The organism is Intrasporangium zincisolvens (assembly GCF_034724055.1).
Classification (GTDB): domain Bacteria; phylum Actinomycetota; class Actinomycetes; order Actinomycetales; family Dermatophilaceae; genus Monashia; species Monashia zincisolvens.
In genome coordinates this window covers 114017-136889 of sequence record NZ_JAWIIL010000007.1, presented here as the reverse complement: position 1 = coordinate 136889, position 22873 = coordinate 114017, and the positions used below count along the sequence as shown (strand labels likewise).

At 73.4% G+C, this 22873-nt stretch carries 21 protein-coding genes; 11 read left to right on the top strand and 10 right to left on the bottom strand.

Annotation, left to right across the window (positions count from 1 at the left end; translation table 11 throughout):
• Positions 1-13 precede the first annotated feature (13 nt).
• Together RY076_RS17695 and RY076_RS17690 are read left to right on the top strand one after the other, a co-directional pair.
• Positions 14-733 carry a CPBP family glutamic-type intramembrane protease gene (locus RY076_RS17695; RefSeq protein ID WP_323100394.1) on the top strand — a complete coding sequence of 240 codons (720 nt, stop codon included), beginning with the start codon at positions 14-16 and terminating at the stop codon, positions 731-733.
• Between the two features lie 4 nt (positions 734-737).
• Positions 738-2141 carry a tryptophan-rich sensory protein gene (locus RY076_RS17690; protein ID WP_323100392.1) on the top strand — a complete coding sequence of 468 codons (1404 nt, stop codon included), beginning with the start codon at positions 738-740 and terminating at the stop codon, positions 2139-2141.
• A 20-nt stretch (positions 2142-2161) separates the two neighbouring features.
• On the opposite strand, the gene RY076_RS17685 is transcribed toward RY076_RS17690, so the two are convergent.
• The gene (locus RY076_RS17685) at positions 2162-3409 is read right to left on the bottom strand and encodes a lipase family protein (RefSeq protein WP_323100390.1); all 1248 of its coding nucleotides are present in this window, start codon (positions 3407-3409) and stop codon (positions 2162-2164) included.
• 178 nt (positions 3410-3587) lie between these two features.
• Here RY076_RS17685 and RY076_RS17680 point away from each other — a divergent pair, with 178 nt between their 5' ends.
• The gene (locus RY076_RS17680) at positions 3588-4172 is read left to right on the top strand and encodes a maleylpyruvate isomerase N-terminal domain-containing protein (RefSeq protein ID WP_323100388.1); all 585 of its coding nucleotides are present in this window, start codon (positions 3588-3590) and stop codon (positions 4170-4172) included.
• Here RY076_RS17680 and RY076_RS17675 read toward each other — a convergent pair.
• Positions 4169-5125 carry a GlxA family transcriptional regulator gene (locus RY076_RS17675; protein WP_323100386.1) on the bottom strand — a complete coding sequence of 319 codons (957 nt, stop codon included), beginning with the start codon at positions 5123-5125 and terminating at the stop codon, positions 4169-4171. The genes RY076_RS17680 and RY076_RS17675 overlap by 4 nt on opposite strands.
• A gap of 93 nt (positions 5126-5218) precedes the next feature.
• Between RY076_RS17675 and RY076_RS17670 the strand changes: the two genes are divergently transcribed.
• Positions 5219-5380: a hypothetical protein gene (locus RY076_RS17670; RefSeq protein ID WP_323100384.1), complete on the top strand. Its 162-nt coding sequence runs from the start codon at positions 5219-5221 to the stop codon at positions 5378-5380.
• 318 nt (positions 5381-5698) lie between these two features.
• Here RY076_RS17670 and RY076_RS17665 read toward each other — a convergent pair whose 3' ends face one another.
• Together RY076_RS17665 and RY076_RS17660 are read right to left on the bottom strand one after the other, a co-directional pair.
• Positions 5699-7234: an HNH endonuclease signature motif containing protein gene (locus tag RY076_RS17665; RefSeq protein WP_323100382.1), complete on the bottom strand. Its 1536-nt coding sequence runs from the start codon at positions 7232-7234 to the stop codon at positions 5699-5701.
• A 175-nt stretch (positions 7235-7409) separates the two neighbouring features.
• Positions 7410-8384, bottom strand: coding sequence for a DMT family transporter (locus tag RY076_RS17660; RefSeq protein ID WP_323100380.1), 975 nt, complete (start codon positions 8382-8384; stop codon positions 7410-7412).
• A gap of 257 nt (positions 8385-8641) precedes the next feature.
• On the opposite strand from RY076_RS17660, the gene RY076_RS17655 reads away from it, so the two are divergent.
• Positions 8642-9139: a cysteine dioxygenase gene (locus RY076_RS17655; protein ID WP_323100379.1), complete on the top strand. Its 498-nt coding sequence runs from the start codon at positions 8642-8644 to the stop codon at positions 9137-9139.
• Entirely contained in the window at positions 9136-9519 is a 384-nt protein-coding gene (locus RY076_RS17650; protein ID WP_323100378.1) for a rhodanese-like domain-containing protein, read from the top strand. The genes RY076_RS17655 and RY076_RS17650 overlap by 4 nt, the downstream gene beginning before the upstream one ends.
• Before the next feature lie 6 nt (positions 9520-9525).
• Here the strand turns inward: RY076_RS17650 and RY076_RS17645 are convergent, their stop codons facing one another.
• From RY076_RS17645 to RY076_RS17630, 4 genes are all read right to left on the bottom strand, one after another.
• Positions 9526-10899 carry a glutamate decarboxylase gene (locus tag RY076_RS17645; protein ID WP_323100377.1) on the bottom strand — a complete coding sequence of 458 codons (1374 nt, stop codon included), beginning with the start codon at positions 10897-10899 and terminating at the stop codon, positions 9526-9528.
• Between the two features lie 44 nt (positions 10900-10943).
• Positions 10944-11642: a hypothetical protein gene (locus tag RY076_RS17640; RefSeq protein ID WP_323100375.1), complete on the bottom strand. Its 699-nt coding sequence runs from the start codon at positions 11640-11642 to the stop codon at positions 10944-10946.
• 80 nt (positions 11643-11722) lie between these two features.
• A complete protein-coding gene (locus tag RY076_RS17635; RefSeq protein WP_323100374.1) occupies positions 11723-13087 on the bottom strand; it encodes a chloride channel protein in 1365 nt (454 codons plus the stop codon).
• A 169-nt stretch (positions 13088-13256) separates the two neighbouring features.
• On the bottom strand, positions 13257-14156 hold the full coding sequence (locus RY076_RS17630) for a LysR family transcriptional regulator ArgP (RefSeq protein ID WP_323100373.1): 900 nt from the start codon (positions 14154-14156) through the stop codon (positions 13257-13259).
• A 69-nt stretch (positions 14157-14225) separates the two neighbouring features.
• Between RY076_RS17630 and RY076_RS17625 the strand changes: the two genes are divergently transcribed.
• The 3 genes from RY076_RS17625 to RY076_RS17615 all read left to right on the top strand — a co-directional run bounded on the left by RY076_RS17625 (position 14226) and on the right by RY076_RS17615 (position 18254).
• Positions 14226-14822, top strand: a complete 597-nt coding sequence (locus RY076_RS17625) for a LysE/ArgO family amino acid transporter (RefSeq protein ID WP_323100372.1) — start codon at positions 14226-14228, stop codon at positions 14820-14822.
• 154 nt (positions 14823-14976) lie between these two features.
• Positions 14977-15138: a hypothetical protein gene (locus tag RY076_RS17620; RefSeq protein WP_323100370.1), complete on the top strand. Its 162-nt coding sequence runs from the start codon at positions 14977-14979 to the stop codon at positions 15136-15138.
• Between the two features lie 149 nt (positions 15139-15287).
• Positions 15288-18254 (top strand): helix-turn-helix transcriptional regulator, encoded by a 2967-nt coding sequence (locus tag RY076_RS17615; RefSeq protein WP_323100368.1) that lies wholly within the window; start codon positions 15288-15290, stop codon positions 18252-18254.
• An 11-nt stretch (positions 18255-18265) separates the two neighbouring features.
• Here RY076_RS17615 and RY076_RS17610 read toward each other — a convergent pair whose 3' ends face one another.
• The gene (locus RY076_RS17610) at positions 18266-20131 is read right to left on the bottom strand and encodes an MFS transporter (protein WP_323100367.1); all 1866 of its coding nucleotides are present in this window, start codon (positions 20129-20131) and stop codon (positions 18266-18268) included.
• Positions 20132-20154: 23 nt separating this feature from the next.
• Between RY076_RS17610 and RY076_RS17605 the strand changes: the two genes are divergently transcribed.
• On the top strand, positions 20155-20601 hold the full coding sequence (locus RY076_RS17605; protein WP_323100366.1) for a MarR family winged helix-turn-helix transcriptional regulator: 447 nt from the start codon (positions 20155-20157) through the stop codon (positions 20599-20601).
• Here the strand turns inward: RY076_RS17605 and RY076_RS17600 are convergent.
• On the bottom strand, positions 20552-21781 hold the full coding sequence (locus RY076_RS17600; RefSeq protein ID WP_323100365.1) for an MFS transporter: 1230 nt from the start codon (positions 21779-21781) through the stop codon (positions 20552-20554). The genes RY076_RS17605 and RY076_RS17600 overlap by 50 nt on opposite strands.
• Before the next feature lie 68 nt (positions 21782-21849).
• Between RY076_RS17600 and RY076_RS17595 the strand changes: the two genes are divergently transcribed.
• Positions 21850-22839 carry an ArsR/SmtB family transcription factor gene (locus RY076_RS17595; RefSeq protein WP_323100363.1) on the top strand — a complete coding sequence of 330 codons (990 nt, stop codon included), beginning with the start codon at positions 21850-21852 and terminating at the stop codon, positions 22837-22839.
• Positions 22840-22873: the final 34 nt, after the last annotated feature.

Sequence of the window (22873 nt, the reverse complement as noted above, 5' to 3'; positions counted from 1 at the left end):
GAGGAGGCGAGAGATGCGAGGCCCGGTCGCCGAGCTGCGCGCCTTCGTCAACGCCGCGCTCATCCAGAAGGTGGAGAGGGACCACCGCGACCCCGACGACGTCTTCCGGCGCCGGCAGTTCGTCGTCGCGGTGACGTTCGTCGTCGGGAGCGCCGTGCTCGCGTGGGCCCTGCGGATCACCCCGGGCGACCCGCTCTTCTACGTCGCGACGTTGGCCCTGGCCGCCGTGTGGCTCGTCGGCGCGCTGGTGTCCGGGCCGCTGCACGCCGGGATGGGGCACACCCGACGCGGTGAGACGGCGCGGCCGATCGTGCAGTCGCTCGTCCTGGGCGTGCTCCTGCTGCTCGTCTTCCTCGTCGGCGCCCTCGTCGTGGCGCGCATCCCGGTGCTGCGCGAGCCCGTGGACCAGCTGCTCGACCACGCCCGGTTCGGCGCGTTCGCGGCCGTGCTGGCCATCACCTTCGTCAACGGCGTCGTCGAGGAGCTGTACTTCCGCGGCGCCCTCTACGCCGCTCTCCCCCGCCACCAGGTGACGCTGACGACGCTGCTCTACGCCCTGACCACGGTCGGCAGCGGCGTGCCGCTCCTCGTGCTCGCCGCAGCCGCGCTCGGCCTCGTGACCGGCTTGCAGCGTCGCGTCACCGGTGGCTTCCTCGGTCCGATCATCACGCACGTCGTGTGGTCCACCGGGATGCTCGTGCTCCTCCCACCCGCCCTCGAACTGACCAGGTGATCCCATGACGTCCACCCGAACAGCCCTCGTGACGGGGGCCTCCGGCTACATCGGCGGCCACCTCGTGCCCCGGCTGCTCGACGCCGGATGGACCGTGCGCGTCCTCACCCGGCACCCCTCGTCCGTCGAGGACCGGCCGTGGCACTCCCGTGTCGAGGTCGCCGAGGGCGACGTGTCCTCGGCCCGCGACATGCGCGCGGCGCTCGAGGGCGTCGACGCCGCCTGGTACCTCGTGCACTCGATGGACGACCGACCCGACTTCGAGCAGCGCGACCGCGACGCGGCGACGACCTTCGCGGAGGCCGCCGAGGCCACGGGCGTCTCGCGCATCGTCTACCTCGGCGGGCTGCACCCGTCCGATGAGGAGCTCTCGCCACACCTGGCCTCACGGGTCGAGGTGGGGCGGATCCTGCTCGACTCCGGCGTGCCGACGGCGGTCCTGCAGGCGGCCGTCGTCATCGGCGACGGGTCGGCGTCGTTCGACATGCTCCGTTACCTGACGACGCGGCTGCCGGCGATGGTCGCGCCGAAGTGGCTCGACAACCGGATCCAGCCGATCGCCATCGACGACGTCGTGACGCTGCTAGCGGGCGCGGGTTCCCTTCCGCCGGAGGTGAACCGGACCTTCGACATCGGCGGTCCGGACGTGCTGACCTACAGGGAGATGATCGGACGGTTCTCCGACGTCACGGGGCGGCGGCGTCCGGTCGTCGTGACGGTGCCGGTGCTGACGCCGCGGCTCGCGAGCCACTGGGTGGGGCTCGTCACGCCGATCTCGGCCGGGCTGGCGAAACCGCTGGTCGGCAGCCTCGTGCACGAGGTCGTGGCCAAGGAGCGCGACCTCGAGGGCTACGTCGAGCTGCCCGGCGGCGCGACGCCGTTCGACGACGCCGTGCGGTCGGCGATGCGGACGGTGCCGCGCGACACCGCGGTGCGCAACGCCGTCATCGCCGGCGCGGCCGTCGTGGCGTGCGCCGTGGCCGGGTCGGTGGCCACGAAGCCCGAGTCGCGCTGGTACCGGTCGCTGGACAAGCCGTCGTGGCAGCCGCCGCCGCTCGCGTTCCCGCTCGTGTGGACGGCGCTCTACGCCGACGTCGCGGCCAGCGCGGCCTCGACGCTGACGGCTCTCGACCGCGCGGGAGACGCGTCCGGCCGGTCCGCCTACCTCAAGGCGTTCGGCACCAACCTCGCCCTCAACGCCGGGTGGAGCTGGGTGTTCTGGCCGGCTCGGCGGCCGGGCCTGGCCGCCGTCGAGTCGGCGCTGCTGACGGCGAGCGGTCTCGACCTCGCGCGTCGCTCGGCCCAGGTCAAGCGCCCGGCCGGCGCGGCCCTGCTGCCCTACGCGGCATGGTGCGGCTTCGCGACGGTGCTCTCGGCCGCGATCGCCCGGCGCAACCGGCGCCGCTAGAGCCACCAGCAGTCGGAGGGCTAGGGCAGCCCGGCCACGCGCGCCTCGAGGAAGGCGAACTCCGTGGCGAACGACGGCACCGCGCCGCCGACGTGGGTCGGGGTGAGGCTCGGCGAGAAGGAGACGTTCGCCCCGAGGCGGCACCAGTCGTGGGCGAGGCCTCGGCCGACGGCGTAGGGGATGACGTCGTCGGCGAGCGAGTGGGTCACGAGCACGGGGACGGCAGGACGGATCCGCCCGAGGCGCTGCTCGGCGAGGATCGTGCGGAACGGCTCGGCCTGGGCGAGGTCGTGCAGTGTTCGCCCGTCGGCGGTGAGGTCGGAGGAGCGGGTGAACGCGTGCAGCCCGATCGACTCCGCGACGCACTCCCCCTTCACGGCGGCCACGACCTCCCGCCCGTGGGCGTTGAGGTAGTCGTCGAGGGGCAGGTCGTAGGCGGCACCGAGGCCGGCGACGGCGTAGAGGGCGAACGCGGCGTAGAGCCCGCCGTCGAGGTGGTCGGCGACGGCGACGAGGTCGGCCGGGACCGCCCCGGCGACGGCGCCGCGGACGTGCAGCTCGGGGGCGTAGGCCGGGGCGAGCTCGACGGCGGCAGCGGTGGCGCCGCCGCCCTGGCTGTACCCGGCGAGGAGCACGGGTCCGTCGGCCGGCAGGCCCGAGTCCGGGAGCCGCTGCGCGGCGCGCACCATGTCGAGCACGGCGTGGGCCTGGGACACGCGCGTCATGTACGTGTGGGTGCCTGGGGTGCCGAGGCCCTCGTAGTCGGTGAGGGCGACCGCGTAGCCGCGGGCGAGCAGCCCGCTGACGAAGGCACCCTCGTACTCGGAGCCGGCCGCGAGCTGCCGGCTCGGGGCGCAGCGGTCGGCCATGCCCTGGGTGCCCACGGCGTAGCCGACGACCGGGCGGCGGCCGGGGCCGACCCACGCGCCGGGCGGCACGAGCAGGGTCCCGGTGACGGCGTCGGGCCGGCCGGCCCGGTCGCGCGAGACGTACATGACGCGCGTCGCACGGTCGGTGGAGGGCACGACACGGAGCGGGTCGAGGTAGAAGGTCATCGCCTCGGACCGGATGACCGTGCCGGGCGACCCGACGACGGTGGCGGGCGGGTCGTAGAAGCCGCCACCCACCGCGGTGGAGGACGCGCTGGGTGGCGGCGGCGTCGCATCGGGTGCGGCCGAGGCCGGTACGGCACCGCCGGTCACTCCCCCGAGGAGGACGAGGACGGCGGCAGTGGTGCGGACCGGCAGGAGGCGGGCGGCACGGCTCACGGCGAGGCTCCTTCGCTTCGACCGCAGCCAACCTACTGGGGGTAACCGCCGCTGTCCTGTCGAAGCTACGCTGGCGTCGTATCCGGCTCTCTAGTGCTGGAGACATACGACCGAAGACGGCGGCATCGAGGTCCTGTCACCCCGGCCGGGCGTCGGCGCGCGCGGCTACGGTCGGGACATGTCATCGATGAGCGAGCTCGTGGGGACGGCGACCGAGGAGCTGCGGCGGGCGCTGACGCCGGCCGCCGAGGCCGACTGGTCCGTGGCGGCCGGAGATGTGGAGTGGTCATGCCGGCGGACGGCCGCACACATCGCCGACGACCTCTTCTCCTACGCCTCGCAGGTCCTGGCCCGACCCGTCGCGGGCTACCTGCCGGTCGAGGCCGTCATCGAGGAGCGGGGCACGAACGCGGAGGTGCTCGACGTCGTCGTCATGTGCGGCGACCTGCTGCGCCTTGCCGTCGACGCGGCGCCGCTCGAGGCCCGGGCCTGGCACCCGTGCGGAATCTCGGATCCTGACGGGTTCGCCGCGATGGGCGCCCTCGAGACGCTCGTCCACGGCTACGACATCGCACGTGGGCTCGGCGTCGAGTGGCTGCCGCCCGACGCGCTCTGCGCTCCGGTGGTCGCGCGGCTCTTCCCTGACGCGCCCGCCGGCAGCCCTGCCCAGGTGCTGCTGCACTGCGCCGGACGACTCCCGCTCGGCGATCGGCCCCGCCTCACCGAGTGGCGGTGGGACTCGACGGTGCGCGTCGGCGCCTAGGCCGGCTCGCGGGTGAAGGTCCGCCGATACGACATGGGCGGGACGCCGATGCGTCGTTGGAAGTGGTGGCGCAGGATGGCGGCGGTGCCGAACCCGCACTCGCGCGCGATCCGCTCGACGTCGAGGTCGGTCGTCTCGAGCAGGTAGCGGGCGCGCAGCACCCGCTGGCCGGTCAGCCACTGGTGCGGTGACGTGCCGACCTCGGCGGCGAACCGCCGCGCGAACGTGCGCTCGGACATGGCGGCCCGGCGGGCGAGGGAGGGCACGGAGTGCTCCTCGTCGAGGTGCTCGAGGACCCAGTCGAGAACGTCCTGGAGGGAGTCGCAGGACTGCTCGGGGACCGGCGTCTCGACGTACTGGCGCTGGCCGCCCGCGCGGTGCGGGGGCACGACCATGCGGCGGGCGATCCGGGTGGCCACCTCGGAGCCGAGCTCGGTGCGCACGAGGTGCAGGCACGCGTCGATGCCCGCGGCGGTGCCGGCACTCGTGATGACGCGTCCGTCCTCGACGTAGAGGACGTCGAGGTCGACCGTGGCGCTCGGGCAGACCTCAGCGAGCTTCGCCGCGTAGCGCCAGTGGGTTGCGACCTCGCGGCCGTCGAGGATGCCGGCCGCGGCGAGGGAGAACGCCCCCGAGCACACCGAGAGGACCCAGGCGTCGCGGTCGACGGCGTCGCGGAGCACGTCGAGGACCGCGGGGTCGAAGGGTCCGTCGACGGTGCCGGCGGGCACGGCGACGAGGTCGGCGTCGCGCGCAGCCTCGAGCGGGTGGGTCGGGACGACGCCGATGCCACTCGTCGTCCGGTGGACCTCGCCTGGGCGTGAGGAGCAGACGCGGAAGTCGAACGCGGGGACGCCGTCGTCGGTCCGGTCGATGCCGAAGACCTCACAGAGGACGCCGAGCTCGAAGGCGGCGACGGGTTCCTGGACGACGACGGCGACGGTGCGCAGCATCTGACGAGTCTCGCACGAGACTGGCAGGAAATGAATGGGGTACGTCAGTTCTGCCACTCGTGGCGGCATCTTGATCGGCGGAGGATTTCTGCCATGGACATCATCATCGTCATCGCCCTCATCGCCCTTCTGGCCGCCGCTCTCGAGCCGGCCCACCGCCGGACCCACGGCCTGCCCCGCGCACCGTTCGGAGCCGACGCCGAGCTCGACCGCGACACCGCCCGAGCCCAGCACGACCTCAGCCTCCTGCGCTGACCCGCCCCACACCCTCCGACGACCCGACCGCACGACCTGGCCCGACCTAGTTGCTGCGGACTGTCGGCCGCTTGGAACCTCGTTCCGCCGCCCGAAACACCTCCCTGCCAGGCAGGGAGGACAGGGAACACCCAGGCAACAAGCGCAGCCGTCGAGCGCACCATGCACGAGCCTGACACCGCGACCAACGCGTCGTTAGCGACGCGGTCCGCGACAGCACCCTCGACCCGCCTGCAGGCGACAAGTCGCGCAAAGTCGACAGACGCCCCGTAGGCGTTGGCCATCCCAGCCGGACAGCACGTCACGTACTGCTTTGTGTCAGAAGGGTGGCGGTTCGGGATCCGGATCGGGTTCTGGCCGGGGCGGGCCGGTTCCGATGCCAGCGCCGGGGTCGGCGAGGGCTTCGCGCCAGTTCTTGGGAAAGGTGATGTAGTCGCGGCCGGCCAGGGTGGTCCATCGGATAGGGCCGCCCCCGCCAGGAGTGGTGTCGCCGCCGGGGTCTTCGCGTCTGGCGGTCCAGGCGCCGGCGGTCTTGGGGTGGTGGCAGCCGCGGGACAGGGCCTGCAGGTTCGAGACTCGGGTGGGGCCGGTGGGCCAGGGGGTGATGTGGTCGAGGTCGCAGCGGTCGGCCGGGACCTGGCAGCCGGGGGCGCGGCAGATGCCGTCGACGGCGCGGACGTGTTCGACCATGGCGCGGGTCGGGGTGTACCGGTCGGTGGACAGCTGCAGCGCGGTGCCGGTGTCGACGTCGACGGCGAGGCGCTGCCAGATCGACCCGGGGGCGGTCATGATCGCTCGGGCATGGGTGGCGGTGACCCAGCCGTGCCCGGGCAGCTCGCACGCCGTGTCCGCGGTGCCGGTGGCGACCTCGAACGGGACGACGATCCGCACCACCGCGGCCGGCGCGCTCGCGGTCGGGCCTTCAGGGGTGGTGCCGAAGAGGGCGAGGTCGGTGAGCAGGTCGGAGCGCAGCTGGTCCAAAGTGCGCTGGTCGCCGGCGGCGCGGGCGGCCCGGGCGAGCGCGTCGACGCGGTCCAGCACGCCGACGACCCGTTCGGCCGTGGCGGTCAGCGTCAGGACGCCCATGCCGTCCTCGGTCAGGCGCCCGAACCCGCCCCGGCGCAGGGTCGCGGCGGTGCGGCGTTCGTCGGTGCCGCGGTGGTCGGCGGCGGTGACGGCGCGCCGCAGCCGGGTCCGGAACAGCCGCTGCGAGGCGACCGTGCCGTCGGGGGCCGGGGCCAGGACGGTGGCTTCCAGGGCGGGCAGGGCCGCGTCAGGCAGGTGACGGGTCTCGGCGACGACGGTCACCGCCCGGTGCAGGCTCACCGTCCCCTGGCGCAGGCCCGCGTGCAGGACCCGGTGCCGGCGCACCGCGAGGGCCAGCTCGAGCCGCCGGGACACCTCCGCCTGGCCGACCCCGGTCGCGCTTGCGATCTCGTCCGCGACCAGCCGGTCGGTGCTCAGCGGCACCGGCGTGGCGGTGACCATGCGGGCCAGCTGCTGCGCCTGGATCGTGTGCAGCGCCGCATACGCCTGCAGCAGCCTGCTCTCCAGCCGCGCCTTGGCCCGCTCCAGCGCCTCGACCTGCGACAGCACCCGGTCACCCCACGCGTCGAGCCGCTCGTCCCGGAACCCGACCGGAGCAGCAGCAACGAGACTGCCCACCCGTGAGCCCGGGACCGGCACCGGCACGCCGGGTTCGAGCACGACCACCGCGCCCGACCCGCCCGGTCGGGTCACGCCAGCGGCACCCGGCCCGCCCTCACGGCACAACCGGTCGGCGGCGAGGATGCGCCGGACCCGAGCCAGACGACCGGGCACGCCCGGCGCGGGCGGCGCGTCGAGGTAGGGCATCGCCGCCCTCCTCTCGCCAGGTAGTCTCTTCCGTCAATTAGAACACATGTTCGAGTTAGATGAAAGAGTTGTCACCATGCCCGATTGCACGACCGATCCTGTCGCACAGGCCGGTTCGGAGGCGCACACCGACGGGCAAGCAGCCCGGACGTCTTGGCGAGGAGCGCGGAAGCAGCTAGGAGGCACGCACCTTCGGCCGGGACTTGCGTCGGGTCAGCAGAACGCCTGCGATGCAGAGGGCGCCACCGAGGAAGGTCAGCGCCGGCGGCACCTCGTCGAGCAGCACCCAGGCGATGAGGGTCGCGATGAACGGCACGAGGAACGTCGTCAGGGTGACCGTGCCGGCGTTCCCCCGCGCGAGCACGTAGGCCCACGTCGTGAAGGCGATGGCGGTCGGGAAGACCCCGAGGTAGGCGATCCACAGCAGCGACGACGAGTCGCCCGTGCGCACGACGTCGACGAGCTGGCCGGTCCACGGCAGGCAGGTCACGGTGCCGATGACGCACGCGATCCACGTGACCTCGGGCCCGGGCAGTCGCCCGAGGAGCGGTTTCTGCGCGAGTACCCCGATGCCGTAGGTGACCGCCGCGAGGACCGCGAGCCAGACGCCGACGAGGTCACCCGAGCTGCCGGTGGAGAACCCGCGCGCGATGACGACGACGCCGGCGAAACCGACCGCCATCCCGATGAGCAGCCACCGCGTCATGACCTCACCGAGGAACACCGTGGCAAGCAGCGCGACGATGATCGGGCCGATCTGGACGATGAGCGCCGAGGTGCCGGCGTCGATGCGTCGCTCGGCCTCGTTGAGGGCCAGGTTGTAGATGCCGAACCACGCGATGCCGCACAGCAGCAGGAGGGGCCAGTCACGCCGGGCCGGCCACGTGCGCGGCCGGCGGAAGACGAGGACCGCGAGCGCCACCGACGCCACGAGGAGCCGGCCGAGCGACAGCGCGCCGGCCGGCACGGAGTGGCCGAGGTGGCGGATCGCGACGAAGGCGGACGCCCACAGCACGAGCGTCAGGCTCATCGCCCCGAGCACGAGCCATCGGTTCGACGCCGGCTCGGCAACCGCGCGCGCGGCATCGGGCGAGGACGCGTCAGCAGGGCGTTGCTGGGCGTCGCGACTGGGCTGCGCTTCGAGGCTCACCCGAGAAACCTAGGCCCCGGCACCGACAGCACGCCGCCCCTTTTCCGGACAGCCACCCACAGCATCTCGCCACATGGCGGACGCGAATTCCTACTCATCCACTTCCATAAGTTATGGTTGCAATCGTGGAAACGTGCAGTTATGTGATGCCCAGCGCCCCGGAGCGATGTCGCACGGCTCGTTGAGCCGACCCCCATCCCTCACCTCCGACCCACTGCGCCCGCGCCGTCACCACCGCATCCACGAAAGGCCACACCATGTCCCGCCACGCCCCGCGCACCGCCGTCCAGCTCGCCGACACGGCCCGACGCCTCTCCCGCCAGCACACCCTCTGGTCGCGGCTCGTCGACTTCGACCCGGTCACCCGCTACTACGCGCGCCTCCACGCCGACGACGACCACGAGGCCTGGCTGCTCACGTGGCTGCCCGGCCAGGGAACGCCGTGGCACGACCACGGCGGCAGCTCCGGCTCGTTCGTCGTGCTCCAGGGCGTCCTCACCGAGGAGGTCGCCGGCTATCGCAGCGCCGTCGACCTCGACGACGTCCGACGCGTCACCGGCCCCGGCATCCGACTCACCCCGGGCGACCAGCGCACCTTCGGCCGCCGCCACCTGCACCGGGTCACCAACCTCGGTCCCGACCCGGCGGTCAGCCTCCACGTCTACGCACCGAAGCTGACGCTCATGACGAGCTATCGTGAGATCGACGGCGCGCTCGTCGTCGAGGAGGAGCAGGCAGCAGGAGTGGACTGGTGAGCCGCACCATCGACGAGGTCCTGGCAGAGGCCCGCTCGCACCTGCACCGCGTGACGCCCGAAGAGGCCGACGCGGCGGTCCGTGAGCGCGGCGCCGTCGTCGTCGACATCCGCCCCGAGGCGCAGCGCCGGGCCAACGGCGAGCTGCCCTTCGCCGTCGTCATCGAGCGCAACGTCCTCGAGTGGCGCCTCGACCCGAGCAGCGACGCATCGCTCCCCATCGCGAGCCACGACCTCGAGGTCGTCGTCCTGTGCCAGGAGGGCTACACCTCGAGCCTGGCCGCGGCGTCGCTGCAGGACCTCGGCATCCACCGGGCCACCGACGTCATCGGCGGGTATGCGGCGTGGCGCGACTGGCTCGCCGGACAGCCGGCCGACTGACGACGGTCAGTGGCCCGGGCCGACGACCATCTTTGCGCGCTCCGACTCGTGCGCCCCGCCCTTGGCGGCGAGCGTCGCGCAGGCCGCCTCGATGTCGCGGGACAGGGTGTCGACGTGCTCGCGGCTCATCGTCTCCTTGACCAGGGCCCGCATGATCGTGACGTCCTGGGCGTCGGGCGGCATCGTGTACGCCGGCACCATCCAGCCGCGCTCGGCGGACAGCTGCCAGGCGATGTCGAACTCGTTGTAGTCGTGCTCGCCGGACAGCCGGAAGGCGACGAGCGGCAGCTGCTCCTCGTCGCGGCCGATCAGCTCGAACCGCCCCATCGCCTCGAGCTGGTCGGCGAGCGCCCTGGCGTTCTCCTGCATGTTGCGCATGATGTACGTGTATCCCTCGCGGCCGTAGCGCACGAGGTTGTAGTACTGCGCGAGCACCATCGCCGAGCCGGTCGAGAAGTTCAGCGTGAAGGTCGAGTCGGTCTTGCCGAGGTAGTTCTCCTTGAAGACGAGGTCGGGTGCCAGGTCGGCGACCTCGCGGAAGACCAGCCAGCCGATGCCCGGGTAGACGAGGCCGAACTTGTGCCCCGACACGTTGATCGAGCGCACCTGCTCGAGCCGGAAGTCCCACGGCGAGTCGGGGTAGAGGAACGGCCACACGAAGCCGCCGCTCGCCCCGTCGATGTGCAGCGGCACGTCGAGGCCGCGCTCCTGCTTGATCCGCACGAGCAGGTCGTTGATGCCGACGACGTCGTCCTTGTGGCCGGTGAAGGTCGTGCCGAGGACGGCTGCCACCCCGATGGTGTTCTCGTCCACGTGGGGCTCGACGTCCTCCGGCCCGATCGTGTACTTCCCCGGCTGGAGCGGGACGATGCGCGGCTCGACGTCGAAGTAGCGGCAGAACTTCTCCCAGACGACGTGCACGTCGCCGCCGAAGACGAGGTTCGGCCGCTCCGTGGAGCCGCCCTCGGCCTGCCGACGGGTGCGCCAGTTCCACTTGAGCGACAGGCCGCCCAGCATGATCGCCTCCGACGAGCCCTGGGTGCGCGCGCCTGTGGTCTCGCCCGGTGCGTGGAAGAGGTCGGCGAGCATGCGGATGCAGCGCTGCTCGATCTCGGCCGTGCGGGGGTACTCCGCGTGGTCGATGAAGTTGCGGTGCAGGTTCTCGGCGATGATCCGCTGCGCCTCCGGTTCCATCCACGTCGTCACGAATGTGGCGAGGTTGCGGCCCGGGTCTCCCTCGAGGGCGAGGTCCTCGGCCACGAGGCGCATGGCGTCGACCGCGCTCATCCCCGTGGCGGGGAACTCGCGGCTCGGCACCTCCAGGGTCGCGAAACGGTTGCCGTAGAGGGCGGCGGCCTCGAGGTCCGACGGGGTGCTCATGTGTTTCTCCTTCGCTCGGTCAGGGTCTTCAGGTGTCAGGTCGCTCAGGGGGTCGGCGTCGCGGCAGCCGACAGGGCGCGGCGCCACGCCGGGAGCATGAGGGCCGCGCCGATGAGGAAGCACGCGGCGCCGAAGAAGGTGCCGGCGACGGCGAGGCGGGTGTCGAGCACCTCGTCGGTGCTCGGGACGACGTAGCTCGCGAGCGCCGAGGCCATGAAGAGCACCGAGCCCAGCATGTTGACCCAGGCGATCCGCCACGGCAGGGACTCGGGCTCCACGCTGAGGAAGCGGCGCGAGACCGCGAGCACGGCGAAGGCGCTGGACACGAGGAAGAGCACCGACCCGTACAGGTCGGGACGCCACACGTACCGGTCCGACTCGGCGGCCGTCGCGTTGTGGGTCAGGGCGGCGGTGGTGCTGATGTTGAAGAACAGCGTGCCGGGGAACTGGGCGGCCGCGGCCAGCCAGGCACGGTCGTGCGGCATCCAGCCGACCAGACGCGCCCGCACCCGCCGGCGCTGCGTGACCTCGTCGACCACGGTCGTGCCGGGGCTCTGCGCCTGGACGAGCTGGCAGTAGGAGGCGCACGTGAAGAAGACCGACCCGACGACGTAGGTGACGTCGTCAGCCAGGCTCCCGGTGGCCGATGCGTACGCCGGGACCGATCCGACCACGAAGCACGCCGACCCGGCCATGAAGAGCCAGGCGATCGTCGTGTTCAGGTGGTCTGGTCGCACATGCATCCGGTGCTCGCTCTCGACGACGGCTCGGTCATCCACTATCGGCGGACCATCGTCGTGACGACTCACCCCCTCGGGATGACTCAGGCCGGGTCGGCCGGCGAGGCCGTTGAGGCCGGGGGGTCCGGCTGGGTCGGCCCCGGCGTGGGCAGCACCGCCGTGAGGACGTACGCGACGACGACGGCGACGACGACCTGCGGGGTGACCGCGAGGCCGTCCTTGCCCATGAGCAGGGTCGCGAGGAGCACCGACGTGAGCGGCAGCCGGAGCATCGCGCAGCACATCGCGCCGATGCCCGTGCCGATCGCGGCCGCGAGCTCCATGCCGGGCAGGCCGCTCAGCGCGATGCCGAGCACCGCACCGATGAACATGGCCGGGAACACCGGCCCACCCCGGAAGGCGCTGAGCGACAGCCCGTAGGCCAGGCCCTTGAACAGGGCGAGCAGCACGAGCACGCCGAGCGAGTAGCTCGTCGCGTCGGCGACGAGGCCGGGAAGCGCGTCCTGCCCCGAGAACAGCACCTCGCCGAACGCGCGCCCCGTGAAGACCTGGTACGCCGTGGCGCACAGTCCGACGAGCAGGCCCAGGGCCACGGTGACGGGGACCCGGTTGCGGTGCACCAGGGGGCGCACCGTCAGGGCGACCCACCGGATCGTCCAGCCGAGCAGCGCCCCGAGCACGCCGACGGGCAGGGCCCACAGCAACGACGCGATGGTCGGCGCCACCGCCTGCGGCACCGTCGTCAGCGAGAGCGAGAACGTGCCGAGCCCGGTCCAGGCGTCGAGGCCGACGAAGACGAGCGCGCCGATGCCCGACGCGAGCAGGCCGGGCAGCGCGACGAGGCTGAGGGTCGCCCCGGCGATGCCGGCCGCCTCCATGATGAGGAACGCGCCGAGCAGCGGCGAACCGAGCAGCGTGCTGACCGCGGCGAAGCTGCCGGCCGAGGCCATGACCGTCGCGGCCATGGGGGGCGCGTCGCGCTTCGCCAGGTGCACGGTGAGGGCCGCCAGGCCACCGCCGATCGCGATGAGCGGCGCCTCAGGTCCGAGCACGGCCCCGAGTCCGAGGGTCGTGAGGGCGGCGAGGACGACGCCGGGGAGGTCACGGTCGAGGACCGGTCCGCCGCCGGTGTGGAAGCCCAGGGCGGGCGAGTGACCCGCTGTGCCCGGCAGGTGACGGATCGTCAGCGAGACGAGCAGGCCGCACAGCACCAGCCAGGGCACCGGCCACCACGCCGGGGTGCCGGTGTCGAAGAGACCGGACGGGAGGTCGTCGAAGAGGTAGGTCTGGAGCGCACCTGCGAGCGCCAGGAACCCGTAGGCGACGGCCGAGATCGGGATGCCGAGGAGCGCCGCGAGCACCAGGGCCGACAGGTAGGCGCGGGACCGGAGGATGCGCGCCGGGTCGAGCGCGCCCGGAGACCCGGGTGGCGTGGCCGCGTCAGTCACCTCGGTGTGCCTCCTCGCCCGAGGTCCCGCTCGAGACGGGACGTACGTGCGTCCTCGCGTCCCAAGGTAGCCCCGGGTCGGGGCCCGGCGCCGGGCTTCGGCGAGCATCGGCGCCGGCCCGGGCGAGCATCGGCGCCGGCCCGGGCGAGCAGACCACCGACGCCGGGGCTCAGCTCCTCCCGGAGCGATCCGGACGAATGCCGCCACGCGCCGCCGCGCGACGCACCGCGTCGCTGAGCCGGTCGAGGTGGCCCGATCCCAGGCGCCACCGCTGCCAGTAGAGGGCGACGTCGACGTGGTCGCGGCGGCCGAGGCGGACCACCTCTCCGGCCGCCACCGCAGGCTCGAGCTGCGACTCGAGCAGCACGCCCCAGCCGAGCCCGGACCGCACCGCGGTGACGAAGCCGGTCCCGTCGGGCACCTCGTGGGTCGGCGGCACGGTCGTGACGCCGTGGCGTTCGAGCACCCGCTGCTGGAGGTCGTCCTTGGCGTTGAACCGCACGACGGGCATCGCGGACCAGTCGACGCCGCGGCCGCGCGTGTGGCGCTCGACCAGCAGTGGGGACGCCGCCGGGACATACCGCAGCGTCGCAAGTGGTTCAGTCGAACACCCCTGCACCGGAGCGGGATCCGAGGTCACGGCGGCGAGCACGTGTCCGGCTCGCAGCAGCGACGCCGAGTGGTCCTGGTCCTCGACGCGCAGGCGCAGTACGACGCCGTCCCACGTGGCCGCCTCACGCAGCACCCCCCCGAACCACGTCGCCATCGAGTCGGCGTTGACGGCGACGCTCAGCTCGACGACACCGCCTGACGCCGGAGCCAGCTCACGGGCCACCTCGTCCTCGAGGAGGCGCTGCTGGCGCGCGAGCCGCACGAGCGACTCCCCGGCCGGGGTGGCCCGGCACGGCGTCGCCCGGACGAGCACGACCTGGCCGATCTCGTTCTCCAGCGCTCGAATCCGCTGGCTCACGGCCGACGCCGTCACGTGCAGCTGCCGCGCGGCGGCCTCGAAGGTTCCCGTCTCGACGATGGCGAGGAGGGCGGCGAGCTGGTCGGGCTGCAGACGCATGAAGCCATGCTAAGGATCGTGAAGCAACTTTCGCTTCACTGTTGGTCCCGAGGCACCTACCGTCGATCCATGACCGTCGCGCTCACCGGCTTCCTCACCATGGCTGGCCTCATCGTCGCCCTCGGTGCGCAGAACGCCTACGTCCTGCGCACCGGCCTGACGCGTCGGCACGTCGGCATCGTCGTGGCCGTGTGCGCGGTGTCCGACGCCGTGCTCGTGGTCCTGGGCGTCCTCGGCGTCGGACGCGTCGTCACCGACCACCCCACGGTGCTGACGTGGGTGCGCTGGCTCGGCGCTGCCTACCTCGTCGCGTTCGGCCTCCGCTCGCTGTGGAGCGCGCGCCACCCGGCGGCCCTGCGCGCCGGCGACGACGGCCCCGGGCGGCGCGGCGTCCTCGCCACCGTCCTCGCGCTGACATGGCTCAACCCGCACGTCTACCTCGACACCGTCCTGCTCGTCGGCTCGCTCGCCAACCAGCACGGGCCCACCGGACGCTGGTGGTTCGTCGCCGGGGCCGTGGCGGCGAGCGTCGCCTGGTTCACCGGGCTCGGCTACGGCGCGCGGCTGCTCGCCCCGCTGTTCGCCCGCCCTGCGACGTGGCGCGTGCTCGACGTCGTCGTCGCGCTCGTCATGTTCGCCGTCGCGGCGACGCTCGTGCTCGCCTGAGGCGCGTCCGGCCCCTCCTGAGGTATCCGGGGCACCCGTCTGAGGTAGCCGGGCCCCGAAGGATACGAAGGTCGTCCGATGTGCGGCCCTACCTCAGCCGCCGAGTCTGGAGCAGTCAGCAGAACCACCGGACCAGCAGCGAAGGACACCGATCATGAGCACGTCGCTCAACGACTACAGCATCGTCCGTGCGGCCGTCGAGGCCCGCTACGCACCGCGGGGCCACGTCTCGCGCCGGCTCTCCTCGCTCGAGGTCATCCGGCGGGCGCACTCCCGCACCGACCGCGAGGTTCAGCAGGGCACCCGGACCCGGTGACGGTGGTGGCCACCACGACCACCATCCCCCTCCGTCCGGCCCTTGTGATCCTCCCTCCCGGCGCCGACCCCGGCGCCACCTCCCCCCGCCCCGGCGACATGCGCGCGACCCTCCCGCCACTGTCGCCGGGGTACGGGATGATTCCCACCATGCCGTTCAGCACCGGCGCCCTCATCGGGAGGGACGCCGACCTGCACCACCTCTCCGACGCCGTCGGTCTGCCCGTGGACGCCTCGTCGTCGCCCACCCGGACCGGCGTCGTCGTCGTGTCCGGCGACGCCGGCATCGGCAAGTCGCGCCTGCTCGGGGCGCTGGCTGCCGACGCCGCCGACGCGGGCTGGTTCACCGCCGTCGGCCACTGCGTCGGCCTCGCCGGCGGCAACATCGCCTACCTGCCCTTCGTCGAGCTGCTCGGTGCCATCGACGCGCACCACCCCGACGTCGTCGAGCACGTGGTCGCGACCCACCCCGGCTTCGCCCGCCTCCTGCCCACCCGCACCGACGCGGCAGCCGACACCCCGGTGACCCTGGGCACCGATCCCGGTCAGGTCGCCGAGGGCGTCCACGCCCTCTTCACGGCGCTGGGCGAGGTCACGCCGTCGCTCCTCGTCGTCGAGGACGCCCACTGGGCCGACCACTCCTCCCGCGACCTGCTGACCCTGCTGCTGACGCGCGGGTTCTCCACCGACGTCTCGCTCGTCGTCACCTACCGTTCCGACGACCTGCACCGACGCCACCCGCTCCACGAGACGCTCGCCGTGTGGGCCCGCATCGCCGGGCTCGAACGCGTCGAGCTCGCCCCGCTGCCCGACGACGCCGTCCGCGAGATCGTCGCCCACCTCGAGGACGCGCCCACCGACCGCGGCACCGCCGACGAGATCGCCCACCGCGCCCAGGGCAACCCCTTCTTCGCCGAGGAGCTCGTCGCGAGCGCCGCCGCCGGGCAGGCACTGACCGGCGGCCTCAGCCGCGTGCTGCGCGCCCGCGTCGAGCAGCTCGACGACACCGCCCAGCGCGTCCTGCGCGCCATCGCCCTCAAGGGCGGCGTCTACCTCGGGCACGAGCTGCTGGCCCGCGTCGTCGACCTCCCCGACGCCGAGCTGGAGGCGGCGCTCGCGGCCGCGGTCGAGCACCACGTCCTCGAGACCCGCTGGCCCCCGGCGTACACCTTCCGTCACGCACTCCTCGGCGAGACCGTGGCCGACTCTCTCCTGCCCGGCGAGCGGCTGAGGCTGCACCGGGCGTACGCGTCGGTGCTCGCCGAGCACCCCGGGCTGGCCCCGGCCTCCGAGCTGGCCCGGCACGCCGCCGCCGTCGGCGACCTCACCACCGCGGTCGCGGCGAGCCGCAGGGCCGCGGAGTCGGCGATGTCGATGGGCGGCCCCCAGGACGCCCTCCTGCACCTCGAGCGGGCGCTCACGTGGCTCGACGAGGACGACCCGCAGCGCGACGAGGTGACGCTCCGGGCCTCCGAAGCCGCGGCCGTCGCCGGCGACCCCGTCCGGGCCGTCGACCTGCTCCGCGACCGGCTCGCCCACCCCGGCCGGGCCCAGCGCCCCGAGCTGCGCGCCGACCTGCTCGCCGCGCTCGTCCACGTGGGTCGCAACCTCGACGTGCAGCTCGACTTCCTGGCCCTGACCGACGAGGCCCTGGCCCTCGTCGAGCCGGCGACGCCCGACGAGCGTCGCGTCCGCGTCCTGTCGGCACGGCTGCAGGCGCTCATCGACCTCGGGCTGTGGATCGACGCGTCAGGGGTCGGCGACGAGGTGTCGATGCTCGCCGAGAAGCTCGGTCTCACCGGCCAGCTCGCCGTCGTGCGCACCATCCAGGCCCGCGTCCTCGAGGTGCAGGAAGACCTCGACGCCGTCGAGACGCACCTGCGCGGCGTCATCGCCGGGCTCGACGTCGACGACCCGCTGCGGCTCCGCGCCCAGCACCAGCTCGCCTCCCTCGCCCACCGGCGCGGCGACCTCCCCGGCGCGCTCGAGCGCTACGACGCCGGGGCCGAGCTGGCCCGCCGGATGAACCGCGAGTGGGCGCCGTGGGGCCAGGAGTGCCGGATGCTCGGCGGGCTCACCGCCTACGAGCTCGGCGACTGGGACGGCGCGCTCCGGCGTCTCGACCTCGGTGAGGCGCCCGCGCCCGAGCCGGGCGGCACGATCTTCACCGGGGCGAGGCTGCACGTCGACGCCGGCCGCGGCGAGCCCGCCGACCCCGACCTCTTCGCGCGGCTGCGGCGCTGGTGGCCCTATGACGGCCTGGCGGTGGTGCTGTCGGTCATGCCCGGCATCGACCTCCTCGGCGACGCCGGTCGCTGGGACGAGCTCGTCGACCTCGTGGAGGACGCCATCGGCCGGCTCGACGCGGCCTGGGGCGAGTACCACGCCGTGGTGCGGCTCGCCGCGCTCGTCGGCGGGCAGGCCGCCACGGCGGCGCCGACCGCCGACCCCGCCGTCCGCGACCGCATGGTCGCGCTCACCGAGCGGCTGCTCGTCCGGGCGAGGCGCATCGGCGGGCTCAAGCCGGCCGTCGAGCGCGCCAGCCGGCCGAAGTTCGAACGGTGGGAGACGAGCGACCTCGAGCGCACGAGCCGCGAGACCTGGGCCTGGCTCGCGCGGGCCGAGGCCGAGGCGCTGCGGCTGCGGCGGGCCACCGAGCTCGACGACCCGCCGGCCGGCGAGGACCTCGTGTCCGCCTGGCGCACCAGCGTCGTCGCGTTCGAGCGCTACGGGCACGTCTACGAGACCGCCCGTTCGCGGGCCCGGCTCGCTGCCGCGCTCCACGCCGTCGGTGACGACGCCGCCGCCCGCGACGAGGCGGCGGCAGCCCGCGAGGTGGCGACGCGCCTCGGGGCACGCCCGCTCCTGGCCGAGCTGGACCGCGCGGTCCGCCCGGCCGCCGGTTCACGGGCCTCGGGACCCGTGGCCCTCACGGCGCGCGAGCAGGAGGTGCTCGAGCTGCTCGCCCGCGGCCTGACCAACGGGCAGATCGGCAAGCAGCTGTTCATCAGCACCAAGACGGTCAGCGTGCACGTGTCCAACCTGCTGGCCAAGCTCGGGGCGAGCGGCCGCACCGAGGCCGCCGCGATCGCCCGACGCCGCGGGCTCGTCGGCTAGGGGCGCGCGGCTCAGGGCCGGGCCGGCTCGGGCAGGGCGGCGAGCAGCTCGGCGGTCGTCGTGACCTCCCCGATGCGCGGGAAGACGTGCGACACGGAGTGGTCGTGCGCGGCGGCACTGCGGTCGCTCATCGCGTCGGACACCAGGACGACGTTGAAGCCGAGCTCGTGGGCGAAACGCGCGGTGGACTCGACCCCGGCGCTCGTCGCGACGCCCGTGAGCACCACCTGGGTGGCGCCGCGGCTGCGCAGGTAGGACTCGAGCGAGGTGCCGGCGAAGGCTCCCCACGTCTGCTTCGTCACGAGCTCGTCCTCGGGCTGCACGTCGAGCCCCGCGACGAGCTCGGCGAAGTCGGCACTGAAGGCCGGACGCGGCGCCCCCGCCTGCTGGGCGTCGGTGCGGCCCGGCGCACCGCCGGTCACGTTGACGAGGACGACGGGCAGACCGCGGGCGCGGAAGGCCGCGGCGAGGTCGCCGCTGCGGCGCACGACGTCGTCGAGGTCGTGGGCGGCCGGGCTAGCGAGGATGCCCTTCTGGAGGTCGATGACGACGAGGGCGGGGGTCTCGTCGAGGGTGCTGAGCGGCACAGGTTCTCCTTCATTGCGGGGGTGGCCGATCGCGGACAGCGACCGGTCGGCGAGGGTGACGACGAGCATGAGCGCGGCTGCCACGGCGGCGAACCCGGCGATCTCGTGCAGCCCGTCGCTGTCGGCGGACGCGCCGAGGAAATGCCCGGTGGCGGCGGAGGCCGCGATGGCGCCGAGGTACATGAAGGTGCGCAGCAGACCGGCCGACGCGCCGAGCCGGTCGGGGTCGGCCTGGTGGTAGACGGCGTTCTGGTTGGCGAGGTTGAGCAGTCCCTGCGGCACCCCGAGCAGCAGCACGAGGACGACGAGCAGCCAGATGGCGCTGTGCCCGCCGAGGGCCAGCATGAGCACGGCGGCGACCACCTGGAGCACCCCGCCGACCACGAGCTTGCCGCGCACGGCGGCGTGACGTCCGGTCAGCGTCGACACGATGATCGCCGTGCCGAACATCGGCAGGAGCAGCAGGCCGGCCTGCGACGGCGCGAGGCCGCGGCCCTCCTCGAGCCACTGGGTGAAGCCGTAGAGCACGGAGTAGCTGACGACGGCGGTCAGCAGCATCCGCACGTAGGTGAGCCCGAGGGGACGGTTGCCGCGCACGACGCCGAGCGGGCCGAGCACGTCGCGCCGACCGGGTCGCGGGAGCGTCGACTCGCGTCGGGGCGTGCTGAGCGCCCCGGTGCCGCGCGGCAGGCGGGTCGCGCCGAGCACGAGGCACGCCACCGACAGCGGGAGGTTGACGGCGAACGTCGCGCGCCAGCCCCCGACGCCGATGAGCAGGCCACCCAGGGTCGGGCCGATGACGGCCACGGTCTGGTTGGCCACGGCGAGCGTCGTGAGGATGCCGTTCGGGGAGTCGCGACCGGTGCGCTGGGCCTCGCGGCGGATCAGGTGCATCGAGGCCGGGTAGCCGGCGCAGGTGCCGAGGCCGAGCACGACCCGGGCCACGACGAGCCAGCCGAGGCCCGGCGCCAGCATGCCGAGAACGCCGGCCGCCCCGACCATCGCCGTGCCGACGAGGTAGGGCGCGCGGGGGCCGAAACGGTCGACGAGCCGACCCACGACGGGCTGCCCGATCGCGGTGGCGACGTAGAGCGAGGAGATGAGCCAGGCCGTCTGGGATGGCGCGGCGCCGAGGTCGCGCCCGATCGGGACGAGCGAGATGGCGATGATCGAGCTGTTGACGGGGTTGAGGACCGACCCGAGCACCATGGGTGCGACGAGCCGGCGGTCGAAGCCCGACGCGTCGCGCTCGGCGCCGCGACGCCACAGATCTTTAGTAAGCCTAACCATTTCTTTAGGTACACTAAGCACTTGTGACGCGCAGATCAAGTGCCGGGTCGGATGCCGAGCTCGTCCTCGCCGTCAAACGGGCGGTGAGCCGCTTCTACGCCCGGACCCGCTCGGAGCGGCCGCCCGGCGACCTCGGCGACGGCGCGCTCGAGGTGCTGGCGCGCGTCGAGAAGTACGGGCCAAACACCCTCACCGAGCTCAGCGACTTCTACCGCGTCACGCCGGCGTCGATGAGCCAGTCGGTCAACCGCCTCACCTCGAGCGGTTATGCCGAGCGGGTCCGCGACCCGGCCGACGGCCGGCGCGTCCTCATCGCCGCCACCGACGAGGGCGCCGAGCTCTCGGTGGAGGCCCGGGGTCGGCGCGACGCCTGGATCTCGGCGCACCTCGGCGCGCTCGACGACGCCGACCGCGAGGTGCTCAGGCGCGCGAGCGAGCTGCTCCTTCGGATGGCCGACGCCCGGGAGTGAGGTCAGGGCTCGACCGGCGCAGCCCGGGCGTCAGCGCGACCGACACGACGACCGACGCCACGGCCATGACGCCCATGGCGCGGGCCGCGGCGTCCGGCCCGACGCCGAGGGCGCTGGCGACTGCGCCACCGAGCAGCGCGCCGACGGCCTGGCCGACCATGAGGCCGGTGCCCTGCAGGCCGAACACCTGGCCGCGCGCCTCGGCGTCGGTGTGCGTGACGAGGCGCTCCTGCAACGGCAGGCTGGCCGAGTACCCGGCCGACGCGACGAACGCGAGCGCGGCCGCGAGGGGCAGCGACGGCACGACGAAGAACGCGAGGTAGGGCACGGCGAGCAGCAGCCGCAGCGGCCCGATCAGCCTGTCGCGCACGGGGATCGACAGGAACCGGCCGACGACGACGTCGCCGATGAGCATGCCCGCGGCCGTGACGGCGAAGAGGTAGCCGGCGCGCTCGCCCGCGAACGGCACGAAAAGCGCCTCGCAGCCGACGATGAGACCGTTGGGCACCCAGAGCGTCAGGTAGATCGGGCGGACGACCCGCGAGCCGAGGAGGCGCCGGTTGACCTCGCGGGTGCGGTTCACGACCGAGACCCCGGCGTGGCGCGGCGGGTGGTCGGACAGCCCGAGGCGAAGCAGCAGCACCGCGACGAACAGGGCCGTCGCAGCCCCGAGGAACAGCTGCGTCGTCGTGAAGCGGATGAGGAGCAGGCCGGCGATGCCGTAGCCGACGATCTGCATGCCGCCGACGGCGATGTTCATCGTCGCCCGGCCGAGGATGAAGCCGTCGGGCGGCAGGATGTCGGAGACGAGCGCCATCATGCTGCCCCCGAGCGCCGAGGTGATGAGCGGGCCGACCGCCAGCAGCACGAAGCGCCAGCCCCACGGGAGGCCCGGGATCGCCTGGAGCAGGTCGGTGGCGAGCGTCGTCGCCGTGACGAGGACGAGCGCGGTGCGCGGGCGAACGAGGTCGGACCCGGAGCCGAAGAGCGCCTGCCCGACGATCCGCATGAGCGGTGCGCCGAACATCGACAACGCGGTGAGGACGGGCGAGCCGGTGGCTGCGTAGGTGATGGTCCCGAGCGCGAGCGACGCGACGGAGTACGAGCCGATGTTGAGGCACTGGACGAGGAAGAGGACGCGGAACTCCCGCACGGCGAACAGCTGTCGGTACGTCTGCACCGGCACACGGTGCCCGACACCGGCGGCCCGACGCTAATGTTTCGGGCTGAGTCGAAAGGTGGTGGACCGTGGGGACCTGGCAGATCTCGGCCGACCTGCTCGCGCGGAGCCGGTTCGTCGTCTCGCCACGCATCGAGACGGTCGGCGCCCTCAACGACCTCGTCCGCCCCTCCGACCCGCAGGGCCGGGCCCTGGCCACGGCCCACGGCGAGGCCTTTCGCGCCATGCTCGACGATCACCCGATTCGGCAGACGGTCCTCGACCACAGCTGGCGCCCGCAGTGGATCTCCGACTGGCTCTGCCTTCCGCCGCACGCACCGACGTCCGGCACCCGCACCTTCGCCGCCGAGCTCGACGACGTGCGCGAGCTCGGCGACCAACACCTGCGCGACTGCCTCGCCGAGAGCTCGCCGACGCGGCGGCTGCCCGACGTCCTGCTCCGCGACGGCGTCACCGACCACGCCGTAGACCTGCTCGAGTGGGTCTGGACGCACGTCCTCGCCACCGACTGGGCCCGCCGCGAGCGCATCCTGCGTGCCGACGTCGTCGCCCGGACCTCGCGCCTCGCGACCCAGGGCTGGGCCGCCGTCGTGCGCGACCTCGGCCGCGACCGCGAGTGGATCGGCGACGGGCACCTGCGGATCAACCACTACGACCTGCCCTCGCGCGTCCTGCCCGACGACGCCGACCTCTTCTTCGTCCCGGTCAACCACAAGGCGCGCTGGGTCGGGTGGCTGCTGCCGCGTCGGTACGCCGTGTACTACCCCGTCACCGGGGCGCTCGCCCGCGTCGACGCCGGCGCTCCCGACGGGCTGGAACGCCTCGTCGGGCGCTCACGGTCCACCCTGCTCGTGGCTCTCGAGTCGCCCAGCAGCACCACGGGACTCGCCGCCACCACGGGGATGGCGCTCGGCACGGTCGGCGACCACCTCCAGGTGCTCCTCGCCGCCGGCGTCGTGCTCCGACGCCGCTCCGGCCGTGAGGTCCTCTACTGGCGGACCGCGCTCGGCGACGCCTTGGTCGCGTCGGGGGCCGGAGGCGCGGCCGCCTCCGGGTAGTTCTCCCCATGTACGCGTGGCGGGACCGCCCCTA